At 60.1% G+C, this 16,617-nt stretch carries 18 protein-coding genes; 8 read left to right on the forward strand and 10 right to left on the reverse strand.

What is annotated here, in order from left to right:
- The first annotated feature begins 3 nt into the window (after positions 1-3).
- Genes CYG48_RS19245 through CYG48_RS19260 form a run of 4 tightly spaced genes read left to right on the forward strand, consistent with a single transcriptional unit; the run spans position 4 to position 3,900 of the window.
- Positions 4-975: an ABC transporter permease gene (locus tag CYG48_RS19245; protein WP_118852148.1), complete on the forward strand. Its 972-nt coding sequence runs from the start codon at positions 4-6 to the stop codon at positions 973-975.
- Positions 972-1,916 carry an ABC transporter permease gene (locus CYG48_RS19250; protein WP_118852149.1) on the forward strand — a complete coding sequence of 315 codons (945 nt, stop codon included), beginning with the start codon at positions 972-974 and terminating at the stop codon, positions 1,914-1,916. Before CYG48_RS19245 ends, CYG48_RS19250 begins: the two co-directional genes overlap by 4 nt.
- Positions 1,913-2,893: an ABC transporter ATP-binding protein gene (locus tag CYG48_RS19255; RefSeq protein ID WP_118852150.1), complete on the forward strand. Its 981-nt coding sequence runs from the start codon at positions 1,913-1,915 to the stop codon at positions 2,891-2,893. The genes CYG48_RS19250 and CYG48_RS19255 overlap by 4 nt, the downstream gene beginning before the upstream one ends.
- Positions 2,890-3,900 (forward strand): ABC transporter ATP-binding protein, encoded by a 1,011-nt coding sequence (locus tag CYG48_RS19260; RefSeq protein ID WP_118852151.1) that lies wholly within the window; start codon positions 2,890-2,892, stop codon positions 3,898-3,900. Before CYG48_RS19255 ends, CYG48_RS19260 begins: the two co-directional genes overlap by 4 nt.
- A 109-nt stretch (positions 3,901-4,009) precedes the next feature.
- Here CYG48_RS19260 and CYG48_RS19265 read toward each other — a convergent pair whose 3' ends face one another.
- The gene (locus CYG48_RS19265; RefSeq protein WP_118852152.1) at positions 4,010-5,179 is read right to left on the reverse strand and encodes a pyridoxal phosphate-dependent aminotransferase; all 1,170 of its coding nucleotides are present in this window, start codon (positions 5,177-5,179) and stop codon (positions 4,010-4,012) included.
- Between the two features lie 57 nt (positions 5,180-5,236).
- Between CYG48_RS19265 and CYG48_RS19270 the strand changes: the two genes are divergently transcribed.
- On the forward strand, positions 5,237-6,130 hold the full coding sequence (locus CYG48_RS19270; protein ID WP_150132738.1) for an alpha/beta hydrolase: 894 nt from the start codon (positions 5,237-5,239) through the stop codon (positions 6,128-6,130).
- A 43-nt stretch (positions 6,131-6,173) separates the two neighbouring features.
- Here CYG48_RS19270 and CYG48_RS19275 read toward each other — a convergent pair whose 3' ends face one another.
- The 5 genes from CYG48_RS19275 to CYG48_RS19295 all read right to left on the reverse strand — a co-directional run bounded on the left by CYG48_RS19275 (position 6,174) and on the right by CYG48_RS19295 (position 10,951).
- Positions 6,174-7,442, reverse strand: a complete 1,269-nt coding sequence (locus tag CYG48_RS19275; RefSeq protein ID WP_118852154.1) for an ABC transporter substrate-binding protein — start codon at positions 7,440-7,442, stop codon at positions 6,174-6,176.
- Positions 7,443-7,573: 131 nt separating this feature from the next.
- Entirely contained in the window at positions 7,574-8,518 is a 945-nt protein-coding gene (locus CYG48_RS19280) for a branched-chain amino acid ABC transporter permease (RefSeq protein WP_118852155.1), read from the reverse strand.
- Positions 8,515-9,420: a branched-chain amino acid ABC transporter permease gene (locus CYG48_RS19285; RefSeq protein ID WP_118852156.1), complete on the reverse strand. Its 906-nt coding sequence runs from the start codon at positions 9,418-9,420 to the stop codon at positions 8,515-8,517. Before CYG48_RS19285 ends, CYG48_RS19280 begins: the two co-directional genes overlap by 4 nt.
- Positions 9,420-10,151 carry an ABC transporter ATP-binding protein gene (locus CYG48_RS19290; protein WP_118852157.1) on the reverse strand — a complete coding sequence of 244 codons (732 nt, stop codon included), beginning with the start codon at positions 10,149-10,151 and terminating at the stop codon, positions 9,420-9,422. The genes CYG48_RS19285 and CYG48_RS19290 overlap by 1 nt, the downstream gene beginning before the upstream one ends.
- Positions 10,148-10,951: an ABC transporter ATP-binding protein gene (locus CYG48_RS19295; protein WP_118852158.1), complete on the reverse strand. Its 804-nt coding sequence runs from the start codon at positions 10,949-10,951 to the stop codon at positions 10,148-10,150. Before CYG48_RS19295 ends, CYG48_RS19290 begins: the two co-directional genes overlap by 4 nt.
- A gap of 77 nt (positions 10,952-11,028) precedes the next feature.
- Between CYG48_RS19295 and CYG48_RS19300 the strand changes: the two genes are divergently transcribed.
- Positions 11,029-11,430: a RidA family protein gene (locus CYG48_RS19300; protein ID WP_118852159.1), complete on the forward strand. Its 402-nt coding sequence runs from the start codon at positions 11,029-11,031 to the stop codon at positions 11,428-11,430.
- 35 nt (positions 11,431-11,465) lie between these two features.
- Here CYG48_RS19300 and CYG48_RS19305 read toward each other — a convergent pair whose 3' ends face one another.
- Positions 11,466-12,122, reverse strand: a complete 657-nt coding sequence (locus tag CYG48_RS19305; protein ID WP_118852160.1) for a GntR family transcriptional regulator — start codon at positions 12,120-12,122, stop codon at positions 11,466-11,468.
- 105 nt (positions 12,123-12,227) lie between these two features.
- On the opposite strand from CYG48_RS19305, the gene CYG48_RS19310 reads away from it, so the two are divergent.
- Positions 12,228-13,190 carry a dihydrodipicolinate synthase family protein gene (locus tag CYG48_RS19310; protein WP_118852161.1) on the forward strand — a complete coding sequence of 321 codons (963 nt, stop codon included), beginning with the start codon at positions 12,228-12,230 and terminating at the stop codon, positions 13,188-13,190.
- Positions 13,191-13,244: 54 nt separating this feature from the next.
- Here the strand turns inward: CYG48_RS19310 and CYG48_RS19315 are convergent, their stop codons facing one another.
- Positions 13,245-13,604 (reverse strand): hypothetical protein, encoded by a 360-nt coding sequence (locus CYG48_RS19315; protein ID WP_118852162.1) that lies wholly within the window; start codon positions 13,602-13,604, stop codon positions 13,245-13,247.
- A 260-nt stretch (positions 13,605-13,864) separates the two neighbouring features.
- Here CYG48_RS19315 and CYG48_RS19320 point away from each other — a divergent pair, with 260 nt between their 5' ends.
- Positions 13,865-15,148, forward strand: a complete 1,284-nt coding sequence (locus CYG48_RS19320) for an NAD(P)/FAD-dependent oxidoreductase (protein WP_118852163.1) — start codon at positions 13,865-13,867, stop codon at positions 15,146-15,148.
- Between the two features lie 9 nt (positions 15,149-15,157).
- On the opposite strand, the gene CYG48_RS19325 is transcribed toward CYG48_RS19320, so the two are convergent.
- Both CYG48_RS19325 and CYG48_RS19330 read right to left on the reverse strand, forming a co-directional pair.
- Positions 15,158-15,520: a hypothetical protein gene (locus CYG48_RS19325; protein ID WP_199925367.1), complete on the reverse strand. Its 363-nt coding sequence runs from the start codon at positions 15,518-15,520 to the stop codon at positions 15,158-15,160.
- 314 nt (positions 15,521-15,834) lie between these two features.
- Positions 15,835-16,593, reverse strand: a complete 759-nt coding sequence (locus tag CYG48_RS19330; RefSeq protein ID WP_118852165.1) for an SDR family NAD(P)-dependent oxidoreductase — start codon at positions 16,591-16,593, stop codon at positions 15,835-15,837.
- Positions 16,594-16,617: the final 24 nt, after the last annotated feature.

The raw sequence follows: 16,617 nt of genomic DNA on the forward strand, positions 1-16,617 counted from the left end.
TGAATGCTGAACTACGTCGCATCGCGGGTCGTCCAGACCGCCTTCGTCCTGCTGGTGATCAGCTTCATCGCTTTCCTGCTGGTCGCCAATATCGGCGACCCATTGGCGGCGCTGCTGTCTGCCGATGCGACGGTGACCGAACGTGCGGAGCTGGTGGCGAGGCTCGGCCTGGACCAGCCTTTGTTAGCGCGTTTCCTGCACTTCCTGGGCAACCTGCTCCAGGGCGATTTCGGCCTGTCTTACCGAACGCAGGACCCTGTTTCGCAGCTGATCCTCGAGCGCATGCCGGCAACGATCGAACTTGCCTTCGTCAGCCTGCTGATCACCATTGCGGTTGGGGTCCCGGCAGGCATCTATTGCGGGGTTAACCCGAACTCCTACTTCGGCCGCTTCATCATGCTGATCTCAACGGCGGGGATCACGCTGCCGAACTTCGTGGTGGGCCTGCTGCTAATTGCAGTTTTTTCGGTTCAACTCGGATTGCTGCCGTCGTTCGGGCGCGGTGACGTGGTGCAAATCGGCTTCTGGAGCACCGGCCTCCTGTCCGTCTCCGGCTGGCGGGCGATCCTTCTGCCGGCAGCGACGCTCTCTACCTTCCAGGTCGCCTTCATCATCCGCATGTTGCGCACGCAGTTGATGGAGGTTGGGCAAAGCGAGCATATTCGCTTTGCGCGCGCCCGCGGGCTTTCCGAGGCGCGGATCTGGTATGTCTACGCCATCAAGAACACGCTCCTGCCGGTGATTACCATGCTCGGTTTGCAGCTTGGCAATATCATCGCCTTCTCGGTCGTGACCGAGAACGTCTTCGCCTGGCCGGGCCTCGGCTCGCTCTTCCTGCAGTCGATCCAGGCGGCGGATATTCCCGTCATCGCCATCTACCTGATCTTCGTCGGCGTTGTCTTCATGGTCATCAACCTGGTTGTGGAACTGCTGTATCCGGTGGTCGATGCCCGCGTTCTAAGGAGGCAGTCATGACGTCTGTCGTCAACACACCGTCAGCTGTCCGGCCGCGCCGCAGCCGCCTCTCGAAGCTTTTTCACGCCGTATGTTACGCACCCGGTGCAACGGTTTGCGCAATCGTCATTCTCCTGATGTTCGTTTACGCCTTCGTCACGCCCCTCTTTTCCCAGAACCCGTTCGAGTTTGCCGGCATGTCAGTGCTCGACTCCTTCATCCCGCCGATGTGGATGGAGGAAGGCATGAGCGACTTCCCTCTAGGCACGGACGATCAGGGCCGGAACCTACTGACGGCGATGGCCTACGGTATGCGCACCTCGATCGTCGTCGGCATCTTGTCGGTGGTGATCGGCCTCGTGCTGGGCGGCGGACTCGGTCTCATTGCTGGATTCGTTGGCGGCAAGGTGGATGCGTTCATCATGCGTGTGGCAGATGTCCAGCTTGCCTATCCGGCACTCCTCCTCGCCATGATCATCGACGGCGCAGCGCGTGCGGCTCTCGGTGCGGAGCGCAACGTCACGACCGCCATCACCATTGTGGTTCTATCGATCGGCATCGCCTTTTGGGTGCAGTATGCGCGCACGATCCGATCTTCTGTCATGATCGAGCGGGACCAGGATTATGTGTCTGCGGCACGCATTACTGGCCGCAGCAATCTCTCCATCATCGCACTGCACATCCTGCCGAACGTGATGGCGCCGGTGCTGGTCATCGCCACGATCAACCTCGGCATCGCGATCATTACCGAAGCGACGTTGAGCTTCCTCGGTATCGGGATTCCCGTCACAACGCCTTCGCTCGGCACCTTGATCCGCAACGGAAACAACTTTCTGCAGTCCGGAGAATGGTGGATTTCGGTCTGGCCTTGCCTCGTGCTCGTCCTGTTTGTCGTTTCGGTCAACATCCTCGGAGACCATCTGCGGGACGTATACAATCCGCGCCTCAGGGGCCGCTCATGACAACACCTTTGCTTGACGTTCGCGATCTGACCGTCACCATCAATCGTGACGGTCGCCCGATCACAGCCCTCGACAAGGTCTCGTTCTCCGTTAACCCGGGTGAAGTCCTGGGCGTGGTTGGAGAATCCGGCGCCGGCAAGTCGATCACTGGAGCGGCGATCATCGATCTTCTCGTTCCTCCGTTGAAGCGCACCGGTGGCACGATCAGTCTGAACGGCGACCGGCTAGACCAGCTTTCGCCAAAAGAAATGCGGCGCGTGCGCGGCGGCAAGATCGGCTTCATCTTCCAGGACCCGATGACAAGCCTCAATCCGGTCATAACCATCGGCCGGCAGCTCTGTGACGCGATCGAGACGCACCTGAGGCTCGGCGGAAACGAAACCAAACGCCGTGCCCTCGACTGGATCGCCCGCGTTGGCTTGCCGAACCCCGACGTCCAGTTCAAGCGTTACCCGCACCAGCTTTCCGGCGGAATGAGGCAACGCATCGTCATCGCGCTGGCGCTTTGCGCCAACCCCTCGCTTGTGATTGCCGACGAACCGACAACGGCATTGGACGTATCGGTCCAGGCGCATATCCTGCAGTTGATGCGCGACCTGCATCGGGAGAGCGAGGTCAGCATGATGCTGATTACGCATGATTTGGGAGTCATCGCGAAGATGGCGGACCGGGTCGCTGTGCTCTACGCGGGGCGCGTTGCGGAGATCAGCCCGGTCGCTGAACTGTTTGCCAATCCAAGTCATCCTTATACGCGCGGGCTCATCCGCGCGACGCCTATGCCGACAGCTGATGGTGGCGTGCAACTGGACCAGATCCCTGGAGCGATGCCGGGGCTGGGTGCCGTTCCACCCGGCTGCGCCTTCAACCCCAGATGTTCCCGCGCGCAGTCTGACTGCCGATCGGTCGTGCCGCCGCTCGTGACGCAGGAAAGCTCTGCTTTCTCCTGTTTTCATCCTTTGGAAAGGGACGTGGCATGACCAGCCAGACCCCATTCCTAGTTCTTGACCATGTCAGTAAGGTCTACCGCCGCAACCAGAGCCTGATCGAACGGATCCGGAAGATGGAAGAGGGCGGCACCAAGGCCGTGAGCGATGTCAGCCTGGTGATTTCCGAGGGCGAAACCGTCGGTCTGGTTGGAGAAAGCGGCTGCGGAAAATCGACGCTGGCCCGGCTCGTCTCGGGGCTGATGGCGCCGACGCAAGGCGACATCGTCTTTCGCAAGGACCCGGCAGGAAAGACGCCGCGTCTGCAGATGATCTTCCAGGATCCATACTCGTCCCTTAACGGCCGCTGGACGATCGAAGACATCATCGCCGAGCCGATCAAGGTCCACAGGCTGCGCCGTGGCAGGGCAGCAATTCGCGCCCGGGTTGACGAACTACTGGTGCAAGTGGGTCTCTCTCCGACGGATGCGGAAAAGTATCCGCAGGAGTTTTCAGGTGGGCAACGCCAGCGTATCAGCATTGCGCGCGCACTGGCCGGCGAACCGCAGTTCTTGATCCTCGATGAACCGACATCCGCGCTGGACGTCTCGGTTCAGGCCCAGATCTTGAACCTGTTGCGCGACCTGCAAAAGAACCTCGGCCTGACGAGCCTGTTCATCACGCATAACCTCTCGGTCGTGCGGATCATGGCCGATCGCATCGGCGTCATGTATCTCGGCGAACTTGTCGAGGAGGCATCGGCCGAACAGCTTTTTCGCAAGCCGAAACACCCCTACACGCGACTTCTGATCGACGCTGCCCCGAACATGGATACGAGCGATCGGTCCTTGCACCCGATCGCCGGCGAACTACCCAATCCGGCCTTCCCGCCGGCCGGCTGTCGCTTCCATACGCGCTGTCCGTTCGCACAAGATGTGTGCCGCACGGCAGCACCGCCTCGAAAAGCTACGCCAGAGGGCGGCATGTTCCGCTGCCATTTCGATCTCGACCTGTCGAAGGAAGTTAAGACCCCGCCGCTTGCGAAAGTAAAGACAGCCTGATCCTGCCGTCATAATCCGCCGACTCTACCAAGCATAATAAAACGGCCGAAGGAGGTTTCAGCCCCTCCGGCAGTGATCGATGTCCGCGGTGAGCAGGGAACGAACCCGGTTACAACTGATTGAAGAAGGACGACAGGCGTGTCATCGCCTCGTCGATCCGCTCGATGCTTTCCGAGCCGAAGCAGACGCGGAGATGGCCTTCGCCGAGGTTGCCGTAGAAGCTGCCAGCCTCGACGACCACCCCGGTTTTTTCAAGAATGAGGTCTGCCGCTTCTTGCGACTTCAAGCCGGTGCCACTGATGTCAGGGAACGCATAGATCGTGCCCTCAGGCCGCGCGCAGGTGACGCCCGGCATCTGGTTGAGGCGCGACACCACAAGATCGCGCTTCTTCAGGTCATCGTTGACCATGTACTCGAGCGTCGAGGCAGGCCCGGTGACCGCAGCAAGCGCACCATGCTGGATGAAGGTATTGACGTGCGTGACCTCCGTCGCGGTCACCTTCAGCAGACCGGGGATCAGGCTCGCGTCCGCGGCAATGTAGCCAAGGCGCCACCCATCCATCGCGTAGGCCTTGGTGAAGGCGTACATGCTGACCGTGCGCTCTTTCATGCCCGGCAGCGACGCGATGCTGACATGTTCTGCACCATCGAAAAGAATGTGCTCATACACCTCGTCGGAGAGCACGACGAGATCATGCTTGATCGCGAGATCTGCAACAATCTGCAGTTCGTCGCGTGAATAGACACGACCCGTCGGGTTGACTGGGTTCACGAGCACAATCATGCGCGTTGCAGGCGTGATGCGAGCCTCGATCAAGTCCTTGCGGATCTGGAAGCCGCTTTCCTTGTCGAGCGGCGCAATCACGGCCTTGCCGCCCGCCATCTCGATCTTGCCCAGATGCTGGGGGTAGTATGGTTCAAGAAGGATCGCCTCATCACCGTCGTCGATGAGCGCCATGAAAGCGGCGAACGACGCCTGCGTCAGGCCGTTGGTGACGATGATTTCGCCCGCCGTGACGTCCATGCCATTATAGTCACGGAGCTTGGCAGCTAGAGCTTCGCGCAGTTGCGGCAGGCCCTGCAGATCGCTGTAATGCACTTCGCCCCGGCGAAGCGCTGCAATGGTCGCTTCTTTGATATGGTCCGGTGTGTCGTGGAATGGCCGGCCCAGCTCAAGATGGATGAGGTCACGCCCCTCCCCCGCCATGGCGGCGGCCTTGGCATACATGCCGAAGCTCTTTTTCGATGTCTGGGTGATGCGGCGTGCTAAACGGACCATAAGGGTTCCTCATCTGTTTTTTATTGCTGCGACTGCATCTTGAGCATTTGATCAATATTGCGCATCGCGTATGATTGGTTGGCGAAAAGCCAGGAGAATTCAATGCTTCGTGATATGGATGCCCAATTCAGCCTCGACAGTGTTTCCAATCTGGAGACCGTTTTCGAACAACGACAGGCGGCGGCGGATGCTGCGCTTGCTCGTTTTGCTGTTCACCGGAAGCTCCCCTATGGTGATGGCCCCGGACGGACCCTCAACATCTTCCCCGCCGAGGGCGCCGATGATCCTGCGCCGGTTCAATTCTTCATCCACGGCGGATTCTGGCGTTCGCTCGACGCGGATCTCTTCAGCTTCCTGGCACGAGGCTTCGTGCCGTTCGGCGCGATGCTGGTTGTGATCGATTACCCGCTGATGCCGCAAACCCGGCTGTCTGAACTGGTGGAGGCTTGCCGCCAAGCGCTGGTCTGGACGCACGCCAACTGTGCAAACTACGGCGGCGACCCGTCCCGCATCTTCATTTCCGGCAACTCGGCCGGCGGCCATCTTGTCGCCGAACTCGCCGATCGTCCGCTGTTGCTCCGGTCGGGCCTTGCCGAAGACGCCATCAAGGGTGTCACTGCAGTCAGCGGAATATACGACATCGAGCCGGTCACCCGATCTTTCCAGGATGACTTCCTGAGCCTGACGCCCGAAGAAGTCTCTGCCTTCAGCCCGCTGCGCCGCCCATATGATCTGGCAGCACCGATGATCGTCACCTTGGGCGGCGACGAAACGGAGGAGTTCCACCGTCAGTCCGAATTGTTCGCTCGCCACTGCCATCAGGAGAAATACCCGGTTTCGCTAGAGATAGCGCCTCGAACCAATCACATAACCGTACTCACCGAGGCACTGGCAGAGCCGGAAAACGAACTCAATCGATCGGTCCGCCGTCAGATGGGACTTCTCGCTTGAGGGAACTGGCGCGGCGGCAATTACCGCCGCGCCCGGAAGAGTTTCACTTGTCGAGTTCTGCGATCGCGTCCGCGACGCGCATCTTGTCCCACGTCTCGACGGTGGTCAGCTTGCCATCCGCAACGCCCCAGATGAGGTAAGGGCCGGTCACGTCGCCGTTCGCGTCGAACGAGATCGGGCCGGTTGCACCTTCGTAGCGGATCGGCTTGCCGGCCTTGATCAGTTCCTTGGCCTTCTTGAAACCTTCCGGACCCGGATAGATCACTTCGCCATCGCCCTGCGTGATCTCGCGGATGTTGTCGCGGATCGCAGTGCCATCCGGCTTGCCAGCCTTTTCCATGGCGAGCAGCGCGACGGCTGCGGCGTCATACATCGTGTGCAGGCCTGGGCCGTTCGGAGCCTGGCCGAACTTCGCCTCCCAAGCCTTGTTGAAGGCTTCAACCGAAGGACCTTCGGTCTGGGCGTTGTCGATACCAACCGCATTGGTCAGGAACTTCGCACCAACCGACTTAACAAATTCGTCGGCACGTAGCGCGTTGCTGAGCAGCAGGTTCTGCGTGCCACCGAAGGAGATCCATTCGCGCAGCGCCGTTGCACCGTCAGCCGGGAATGCAATGAGGAAGAGTGAGTCCGGATCACCCTGCATGGCGGAGTTGACTTCGGCGCGGTAGGAAGCCTGTTCCTGGTTGTACGCCGTCATGCTGGTGACGGTGCCGCCGAGCTTCTCAAACGAGGCCTTGAACGAACGTGCAAGGGAAACGCCATAGTCAGAGTTAACGTAGATCACGGCGATCTTCTTGTAATCCTTGGCCTTCGCGATGTTGGCCATTACCACGCCCTGCGGACGGTCGGTAGGCAGCGTGCGGAACCAATAGCCGTCGGTGCCGCCTTCCTGGGCAAGCTGGGTGAAGCTCGGAGCCGACGAGCAGCAGGAGATTTGCACGACCTTGCCCGGCACCGTCACCGAGGTCAGGATCGGCATCGTCACACCCGACTGGATGGCACCGAGAACGATCGGCGCCTTCTCGATTTCAACCAACGTCTTGGCTGCGTCGACGCCAACGTTCGGCGAACCCTGGTCGTCGCGAAGAACGTATTTGGCGGTGCAGCCAGCAACACCGCCGGCTTCGTTGAACTGGTCAACGGCGAGCTGGCCGGCGTCGCCGATGGCCTTGCCGATGGCGGCGATCGAGCCGGTGATCGACAGCACGGCGCCGACGGGGATTTCGCAGGAAGCGGTTTGGGCAGCGGCCGGCATGGCGCCTGCCATCAGGCCGAGACCGAAGACACTCGATAGAAGCATTTTCTTCATGGTTGCTGTTCCCTTGCTTTTATAAAGCGGTTGATGATGCTGGTATTCTTCTTGAAGGTTGAGGGTCGGCGCAGGGCAGTTGTCTCTGAGGGAAAGAAGGGCTGCGTCTGCGGGCCGACCGGTGGCACGTGTCAGGACACGTGCCGGGAGACTGACTGGGCTTCCCCAATCAGACCGCGCGGACGGAAGAGCAGTGTCAGCACGATCAGCAGGCCGATGATGATGACCTGGATCGCGCCCCCCTGGCTCTGGTACTCCACCGGCAGCAGTCGGCTGATTGCAAAGCCGCTCATGGTCCAGAGCGCCCAGACACCGACGGCTCCGACAATCGCGCCGCGGTTGTTGCCGCTGCCTCCGACAATCAGCATCGCCCAGATCTGGAAGGTCAGGATCGGCAGGAAGTCCATCGGGCTGACATAACCGATGAAGCCGACGTAAAGACCACCAGCGAGCCCCATCAGGGTAGAGCCGAGGACGAAGGCCTGCAGGCGGACCATCGCCGGGTTCTTGCCAAGCGACGCCGCGGCTGTTTCATCTTCGCGGATTGCCTTCAGCAGCCGGCCCCATGGAGAATGCAGTGCTGCCTGAAGCCCGAAGTAAACAACGGCGGCAACGGTGGCGACGAGGCCAAGGTAGAAGAGGTTATAGGCGCCCGGAGATCCGAAGGTTGCAAACAGCGGTCGCGGGATGCCGGTGAGACCCTGCGCGCCGCCTGTCAGGGTGTCGAAGTTGAGCGCCACCAGCTGGATGCTGATCGCGATGCCGAACGTCGAGATCGCCAGATATTCCTCGCGCAATCTCAATGTCGCGAGACCGACGACAAGAGCCGCCAGTGTTGACAGGATCATGCCGCCGATGACGCCGACAGGGAACGGTAGCCCAAAGCCGCCGATGAGTTCAGCACGGTCGGGCCCTGTGAGCACTGCCGTACCGTAAGCGCCAATCGCGAAGAAGCCTACAACACCGGCGTTGAAGAGGCCGGTGAAGCCCCATTGCAGGTTCAACCCCATCACGACGATCGAATAGGTCAGCGCGACGATGAGAAAGAAAACCAGGTAAGCGATGTAACCGCTCATTTCGCACCTCCGCGCATTCCGCCAAACAGACCGCTCGGCCGAACATAAAGAACCGCCAGCAGGATGATGAAAGGAACCGCCATCTTGTAACCAGCCGGGATGAAGAGAACCGAGAACGACTCCGCCAGGCCGACAATCAGTCCGCCGACGACGGCACCGAAGACATTGCCGACGCCACCAAGGATCGCGGCGGCAAACAGCGGCAGGAGCAGTTGGAAGCCGATTTCCGGACGAAGCTGAACAGTCATGCCGTAGAGAACGCCGGCAACGGCGGCGAGAGCGGCGCCAATGATCCAGGTCCAGCGCACGACCGTGCGGGTATCGATACCGTTGATCCGGACCAGGTCAGGGTTCTCCGCCAGAGCACGCATGGAGAGACCAAGCCGCGTCCTCTGCAGGAAGAAATGCAGCGCGATCACGATTACCAGCGTCAGGCCGAGCGTGAAGAGGTGGTCCGGCATGACGCGCAGCCCGGGCATCAGCCGAACGGCAATCTGCAACTCATCCGAATAATATTCAGCGCTGCCGCCGAAGATCAGCAGGATCACCATGCGCACCAGCAGGGACACACCGAATGAGGAGAACACTACGGTCATGTGGTTGGTGTGGCTGCGGAGCGGCCGGAACACGAGGTAGTCTACGACCAACGCCAGCGCTGCGGTCAGGACCGCGGCAACAAGCGTCGCCAGGATCAGCGGGAGACCGAAGGAGAAGGGCCCGATCGGGCCGGCGAAGACCCCAGTGATGGCGAGGACGCCGAGCGCCATGTAGGCGCCCCAGGTGATTAGTTCCGCATGCGCGAAATTTGCGAAGCGGAGAATGCCCATGGTGAGCGTGAGACCGATTGCGCCAAGCGCGATGATCGATCCGGTAAGGATACCGTCTGCGAGAGCCTGCAGCATTAACGTTTACGCCCCCCAGCGCCGAGATAGATGGTGGCGACCTGGCTGTCGCCTGCAAGTTCGGATGATGGTCCGTCGATACGGTTACGACCTTCGGCCAGCACATAGGTGCGGTCGGAGATGGCGAGCGCCGCCTTGACGTTTTGTTCGACCATCAGAATAGCAACTCCGGTGGAAACAAGAGACTTTAGGCGCTCGAACACTTCGCTCACCATCAGCGGAGAAAGGCCAGCGCTCGGTTCGTCCAGCATCAAAAGTCGAGGCTCGGTCAGCAGCGCACGCGCCACGGCGAGCGTCTGCCTTTGTCCGCCAGACAGCACCTTGGCCTTGTGGCTACGGTACTTCTGGAGCACCGGAAAATTGTCGTAGGCCATGGCGATGCGCCGCGCACCTTCCGCCTTGGAAAGCGTTGAAGCCCCAAGCTTCAGGTTCTCGTCGATCGTCAGCGTTGTGAAGACGTTTGCCGTCTGTGGCACGTAGGCGATCGAAGCGGTCGCCAACTTGTGGGTCAGCAGGTTCGTGACGTTCGACCCGGCAACACTGACCGTACCGGACGAGATTGGCACGAGCCCGGCGATTGCCTTCACGAGCGTGGATTTACCCGCGCCGTTCGGACCGATGATGGTCACCATTTCGGCTTCCGATACGGAGACGGAGACACCGTGAAGGATCGGGAGGTCCGGGCGATAGCCTGCGGTGATGTCAGAGACTTGTAGAAGCGCGGTCGTCATGCGGCTGCACCTCCCAGATAGGCTTCGACAACCGTCTTGTCGGCGCGGACGTCTTCCGGCAGGCCCTCGGCGATGACCTTGCCTGCCGCCATGACCACGACCTTGTCACACAAGGACATGATGAAATCCATGTTGTGTTCGATGACCAGAAAGGTCATGCCCCTCTGATTGAGCTCGACGATGCGATCCACGATCGTGTCGAGAAGCGCGGGATTGACACCAGCGCCAGGCTCGTCGAGCAGGATGATCGCCGGATCCGCCATCAGCGCGCGGGCGAGCTCCACAAGCTTCTGCTGGCCGCCAGAAATGGCACCCGCAAGCTGCCGCTCAACCTTGGTCAGACCGCAGAATTCGATGATGGCGCGCGCCTTCTCAAGGTTCTTCCTCTCTTCCCTGGCAACAGCGCCGGGGCGCAGCCAAGTATTCCAGAAGCGTTCGCCAAGCTGGGCTGAGGGAACGAGCATGACGTTCTCAAGTACGGTCATGCCGCCGAACGGGCGCGGGATCTGAAATGTGCGCGCAAGGCCTTTTGAGAATACCTTGTGCGGCGGAAGGCCGTCGATCCGTTGGTCGTCCAGACGGATCTCGCCACTGTCAACACCAAGCTCACCGGCGACAGCGTTGAACAGCGTCGTCTTGCCCGCGCCATTGGGGCCGATAAGGCCGGTTATCTTGCCCGGTTCGACGCTGAAGCTTACACCATCTACAGCGCGCACGGCGTTGAAGCTTCGCACTGCATTTCGGATGTCGAGGCGACCGGATCTCCTCTTGCCGCCAGGCGACAAGGCGTCAATGCTCATACTGTTCCTCTTTTTATGTTCCTTGACTGCAGACACTAAAGCTGATCTTTTGATCAAACAAGATGCATGGAGAAAAAATGTCGGATAAAACGCGGTGGACGATCAGCTCCGGTTCTAGGTTCGAGGAAATGGCCGGGTACTCCCGGGCCGTCGTGGAGGACCCGTGGGTGTTCGTGTCAGGCACCGCCGGATATGATTTTGCAGGCGGCGGCACGATCTCGAGCGATCCTGCCGAGCAGACCCGCCAATGTCTGAAGACGATCGCAGCGACGCTTGAGAAGGCTGGCTCGTCACTTTCGGATATCGTGCGCGTTCGCGTCTATGTCGCCAGCCGCGAAGATGTGATGGCGGTCTCCAAGGTGCTTGGCGAGACCTTCTCCGACCCGCGCCCCACCAACACGACCATCGTCTGCGGCTTTGCCATGGAAGAAATGAAGGTCGAGCTTGAGGTGACGGCGCTCAAGCAGAAGTCCGCCTGATCTAGCGGGCTGCTTGCGCTGAGGCACAACGTGCCTCAGCTACCATTGAGCACCTTCAGTAGGTCCGTCCTGACGGACCCAATATGAAGTTTAAGAAGTTCCGCTGCCTCATCGGAACGGCGGGCCTTGATCAGGCGGATCATCTCAGCATGTTCTGACATCGCCTTTTCCATGGCCGCCTGGCTTGATAGCTGGAGGCGGGTATAACGGTCGCTGGTCTGCAGCAGGGACGCGACAATCTGCTGGCTCTTCGGCATCGTTGCGCGATGGTAAATCGCCATATGCAGTTCGGCATTCAGGCGGCCGTAATTGTCCCTTTGCCCCGTTGCAATTGCCTTGACGTAATTGTCTTGGCGCACATCAAGCGCGGAAAGATCAGCTTCATCGAGAAGCGGAGCAGACGCCAGCAGCAGACGCGGCTCGAGAATCATGCGGAGATCGAAGACGTCATCGATATCCTCGCGCGAAATCTCCGAGACCACCGCTCCCCGCTGCGGCAGGATCTTGACCAACCCCTCGGCCTCGAGTTGCAAAAGCACTTCACGCACCGGGATGCGGCTCACGCCATAAGCCTCTGCAAGCGCATCCTGCCTCAGCTGCGACCCGCTGGCGTATTGCCCGGACAGGATGGCTTGGCGGATCTCATCCAGAAGCGCCCCGGACAACGTCTTGTGCTTCAGTTTCGTCACCATCTTCCAACTTCCAAAGCGCCAGAAACCGCTTGACTCCCAAAATGTATAAAATCTACATTATACGTCTACTGCCGCAATGACAACGCTTAAGCTTGAGGACGAGAGATGAAAGCAAGTATCTTTTCAGGAGTTGTTCCGGCGCTGATGACGCCCTGCACTGCCGATCGGAAGCCGGACTTCGACGCGCTCGTCACCAAGGCCAAGGAACTCATCGCAGCCGGCATGTCGGCCGTCGTTTATTGCGGCTCAATGGGGGACTGGCCGCTCCTGACTGATGCGCAGCGCATGGAGGGCGTAGAGCGGCTGGGCCAGGCCCGCATCCCCGTCATCGTGGGCACCGGCGCCATCAACTCGGCCTCCGCAGTGGCACTCGCAGCACACGCCCAAAAAGTTGGCGCACAAGGCTTGATGGTCATTCCCCGCGTTCTGTCGCGCGGCTCCGTCATTTCGGCACAAAAGGCCCATTTCAAAGCGATCCTTTCCGCAGCGCCCGATCTGCCCGCCGTCATCTACAACAGTCCGTATTACGGCTTTGCCACCCGCGCTGACCTTTTCTTTGCGCTTCGGGCGGAGCACCCGAACCTCGTAGGTTTCAAGGAATTCGGCGGACCGGCAGACATGCGTTATGCGGCCGAACACATCACCAGCCGGGACGATGACGTCAGCCTGATGATCGGCGTCGATACCGCAGTCTATCACGGCTATGTCAATTGCGGGGCTACCGGTGCCATCACCGGCATCGGCAACGTGCTGCCAAAGGAAGTGCTGCACCTCTGCAACCTGGCGAAGGGCGCTGCCGGCGGCGATGCCGATGCACGGCTGCGGGCAAAGGAGTTAGAAGAAGCACTCGGTGTGCTGTCCTCCTTCGATGAAGGTCCGGATCTAGTTCTCTACTTCAAGCACATGATGGTGCTGAAGGGTAACCCGGAATACGCCCTCAACTTTGTCGAGACGGATGTCCTGAGCGACAGTCAGCGCGGCTATGTCGAAGCGCAGTTGAAGCTCTTCGATACCTGGTATGCCGACTGGAGCAAGTTGCCCGGAGCGGTGCAGAAATATAAGGCTTGACGCACCGCTAAAGCTCTCGCGGCGCGGCGCCTGCAGGTCACTGCCGCGCCCACCTCACGAGACGAGCATGTGAGCAAACAGCCCGACAACCAGGCCCGACACAAACAGCGCTCCACCCACCACATATAATGGCGATTCCGGAGCGCTGCGTTGACCGGGATCGACTGCGCCTGAAGTCTCAGCCTCCTTGGCCGCAACCAAGGGAGCCTTCAGTTCCTCCGCGGGGAGATCGGGAGTAACAGGCTTCGCCGGTTTCGGCCTATTTACCTTGATCTGATGAACCGAGCTCTCGTCGAACTTCACCGTGAAGTTGATGCTGCGCGCATTCTGCAAAGTGTCAGCCACCTGCCGTGCCGCAGCCACCTCATCATTTGCCTCCACAAGCGAGGTCTGCGTCACAAGATAATAAGGCATCTGCTCTCCGTCCCTGACGGCGCATAATGCCGTTGCGGCTTCGCTTGTCTAGAGTCGACGACAGAAGATAACCAGAGATTTGCGGCCTCACGCGCTCTTTGCCAACCTGGACTTAATTTTGGACAAACGGACCCGTCCTGGTCCCTTACATCACAAGACAACCTCCCCCACCCTCTCACAAAGTTCCATTTGATCAAAAGATCTCGCTCAGCTATGTCTGGGATTGACGTATCGCGTGTTGGCGCGTGAAGGATATTTCGATGCAAGCTCACCGACAGAAGACGCTTTGGACCCTGACTGCCAATCCGGCACCGGCTCTTGAATCCGCTTCCATTCCGACAACGGCGGATGTCGTCATCATCGGCGCCGGCTTTACCGGACTTACCGCCGCACGTGAAATCGCCAAGAGCGGCAAGACTGTAGTGGTGCTTGAGGCGAGTTATATTGGCGCGGGTGCGACGGGCGTGAACGCCGGTTTCGTCGTTCCGAACTTCGCAAAGGCGGATCCGGCAACAGTCTACCAGAAGCTGCCCCGCAACAAGGCGGATGCGCTTCTGAGGCTGGTTGGCGAGGGGGCGGACGCCGTGTTCTCCACCATCCGCGAAGAGCAGATATCCTGCGACGCCAACCAAGTCGGCTGGCTGCAGCCGGCCTATGGCACGGCAACGGCCGATCTCCTGCGCAAACGTACGGCGGACTGGCAGGCTCTCGGTCGCCCTGTCAGGTTTCTATCGCCCCAGGAAGTCGAGCAGCAAACCAGCTTGTCGATCTACTCCGGAGGACTTCTGGATGAGTCGGGCGGCACCATCCATCCGTTGAACTATGCGATGGGCCTCGCCCGGGCGGTGAAGCGCCACGGCGGTGTGATCCGCGAAGGCGCCGAGGTGCGAGATGTTCGTCAAACCAGTGGCGGCTGGACAGTCATCTTCACCGGCGGCGTCATCCAGGCTGGTGCGGTCCTTCTTTGCACCAACGCATTTACGACCGGTGCCGCGGGTCGGCTCGGTCGCACGACTGTGCCCCTGCGCGTTTACCAGGTCGCAACGCGTCCGCTGCCGCGCGAGACGGTCGAGCGCATCTCGCCAAACCGCCGCCCCGTTGGTGACACACGCTCCAACCTGTTCACCTATCGCCTGGACCGCGACAACCGGCTGATCAGCGGCGGCATGGCCGTTATTCCAGTCGGTGCCTTCAAGCGGATTGGGAAGGCGGTGGTGGATCGCCTGGTATCCGAACTGAGACTGGAACAGCATCCGGGCGTGGAAATCGTCTGGACCGGCGTGGCAGCCATGACGCCGGACTTCCTGCCGCGCCTCCACGAGTTTGGTCCTGGCTTCTTCGGCGGCATCGGCTGCAACGGCCGGGGCATCGCGATGACGGCACAGCTCGGTCGTGTCCTGGCGCGCGCCGCACTCGGCGAGCCGCTCGAAACACTTCCCGTTCCCACAGTCAAAGCCCGACCGCTACCCTTCCACGCCTTCACGCCGATCGTCGCATCCGCCGCGCTCGCGCATGCACGCTTCAAGGACTGGATGATGAAGTAAGCCTTTTCGTCAGGCCGGAGCGGCTTCCCGCACATCATCCAGAAGGAAATGCACCACCACATGCTTGGTCACCGGCAGCTTGACCGGATCTGCGGTTTCGCCCTTTGATTCATCGTCTGCCGGATGCCACTGATGATAAAGCGGGTTGTTGACGATCATGGTGATTGCCTTGCCGGCAAACCTGCCTCCAAGCCTAAAGCGTGTATCAGCCAGGGGCCAGATCCGCTCGTAATCCTGCTGGAGCAACCGCACCCTGAGCGCCTGTCGCCGCGTTACCGGGTTGGCTGAACCACTCGCTTCGGGAGCGTGAGGAACATCGATCGTCACCTCTTCAGCATGATCCAGTATGAAGTTGAACTCCTCCGGCCACATCCGTCTCATGAAATGCTCCTCCCAAGCTGGTTCATTAGCCGGTTTCAATGTAGCGGGTTCAACGCCGGGTGCAACTTACTTCGGCACCGGCACGCGCGGGTCGAGCAATGCGCAGGTCACATAGCTGCACTGCACAATAAATGTTTTCCTTCTGGTCAAAAAAGGAGCACAAGGCCCTCAGCAGATGCACATCAGCGGTTTCCTCCCAGTGCCGCTATCTGCTGTTCCCCTCTGGAGGTTCTTTAACCTTCACACTTTATGGGCTCCGGGCAACCGTGAGCCCTTTTTTTTACCTTCCCGTCCGTCGTCGGGCTCTAGTACGGCCACGGCGCCTGAGTGAACAGGCCGCCATCCACCCAGATCGTCTGTCCGGTGATGAAGGACGCAGCGGGGGTTGCCAGAAACAGAACAGGTCCTGCGATATCTTCTGGCGTGCCGACGCGACGGAGTGGAGTAATCGCACTCCAGGTCTGCGGATAGTCGGGCGCTTCCTCCAGAGTGCGTTCGGTAACGATCGCGCCCGGCGCGATGCAATTGACGGTGATGCCGTAGGGACCAAGTTCGGCGGCGGAGACCTTTGTGAACTGCTCGATCCCGCCTTTGGACGCGGTGTAGTCAACAAGCTTCGGAAACGCCAGCTTGTTGCATCCAGAGCCGATATTGACGATCGCCCCTCTCTTGTTTTCCGCGATCATCAAACGGGCCGCCACTTGTGTGTTGAGGAAACAGCCCTTGAGATTGGTTCTGATGACGCGGTCCCAGGACGCTTCATCGAGTTCCAGCAGCGAAGACCATGTCTGCACACCGGCGTTGTTCACAAGCACATCGGGAGCGGCGCCGAACCAGGACGTCACCCTTTCGAAGAAGGCGTTAACTTCCTTGGCCAAGCCGACATCACATTCAAGCCCCAGCGCGTGACCACCTTCTTCTTCCACCTCGTGAACAACATCGGCTGCAGCGGCGCCGGTGGCGAGATAACTGAACGCCACTGAATATCCCGATGATGCAAATGCCTTGACGAGGCGGCGACCTATTCCTGTACTCCCGCCCGTGATCACTGCGAGCCTGTTCATCTGCCCTCCTCCTTTCGAAAGCAA

It is taken from the genome of Neorhizobium sp. SOG26 (assembly GCF_003491345.1).
Classification (GTDB): domain Bacteria; phylum Pseudomonadota; class Alphaproteobacteria; order Rhizobiales; family Rhizobiaceae; genus Neorhizobium; species Neorhizobium turbinariae.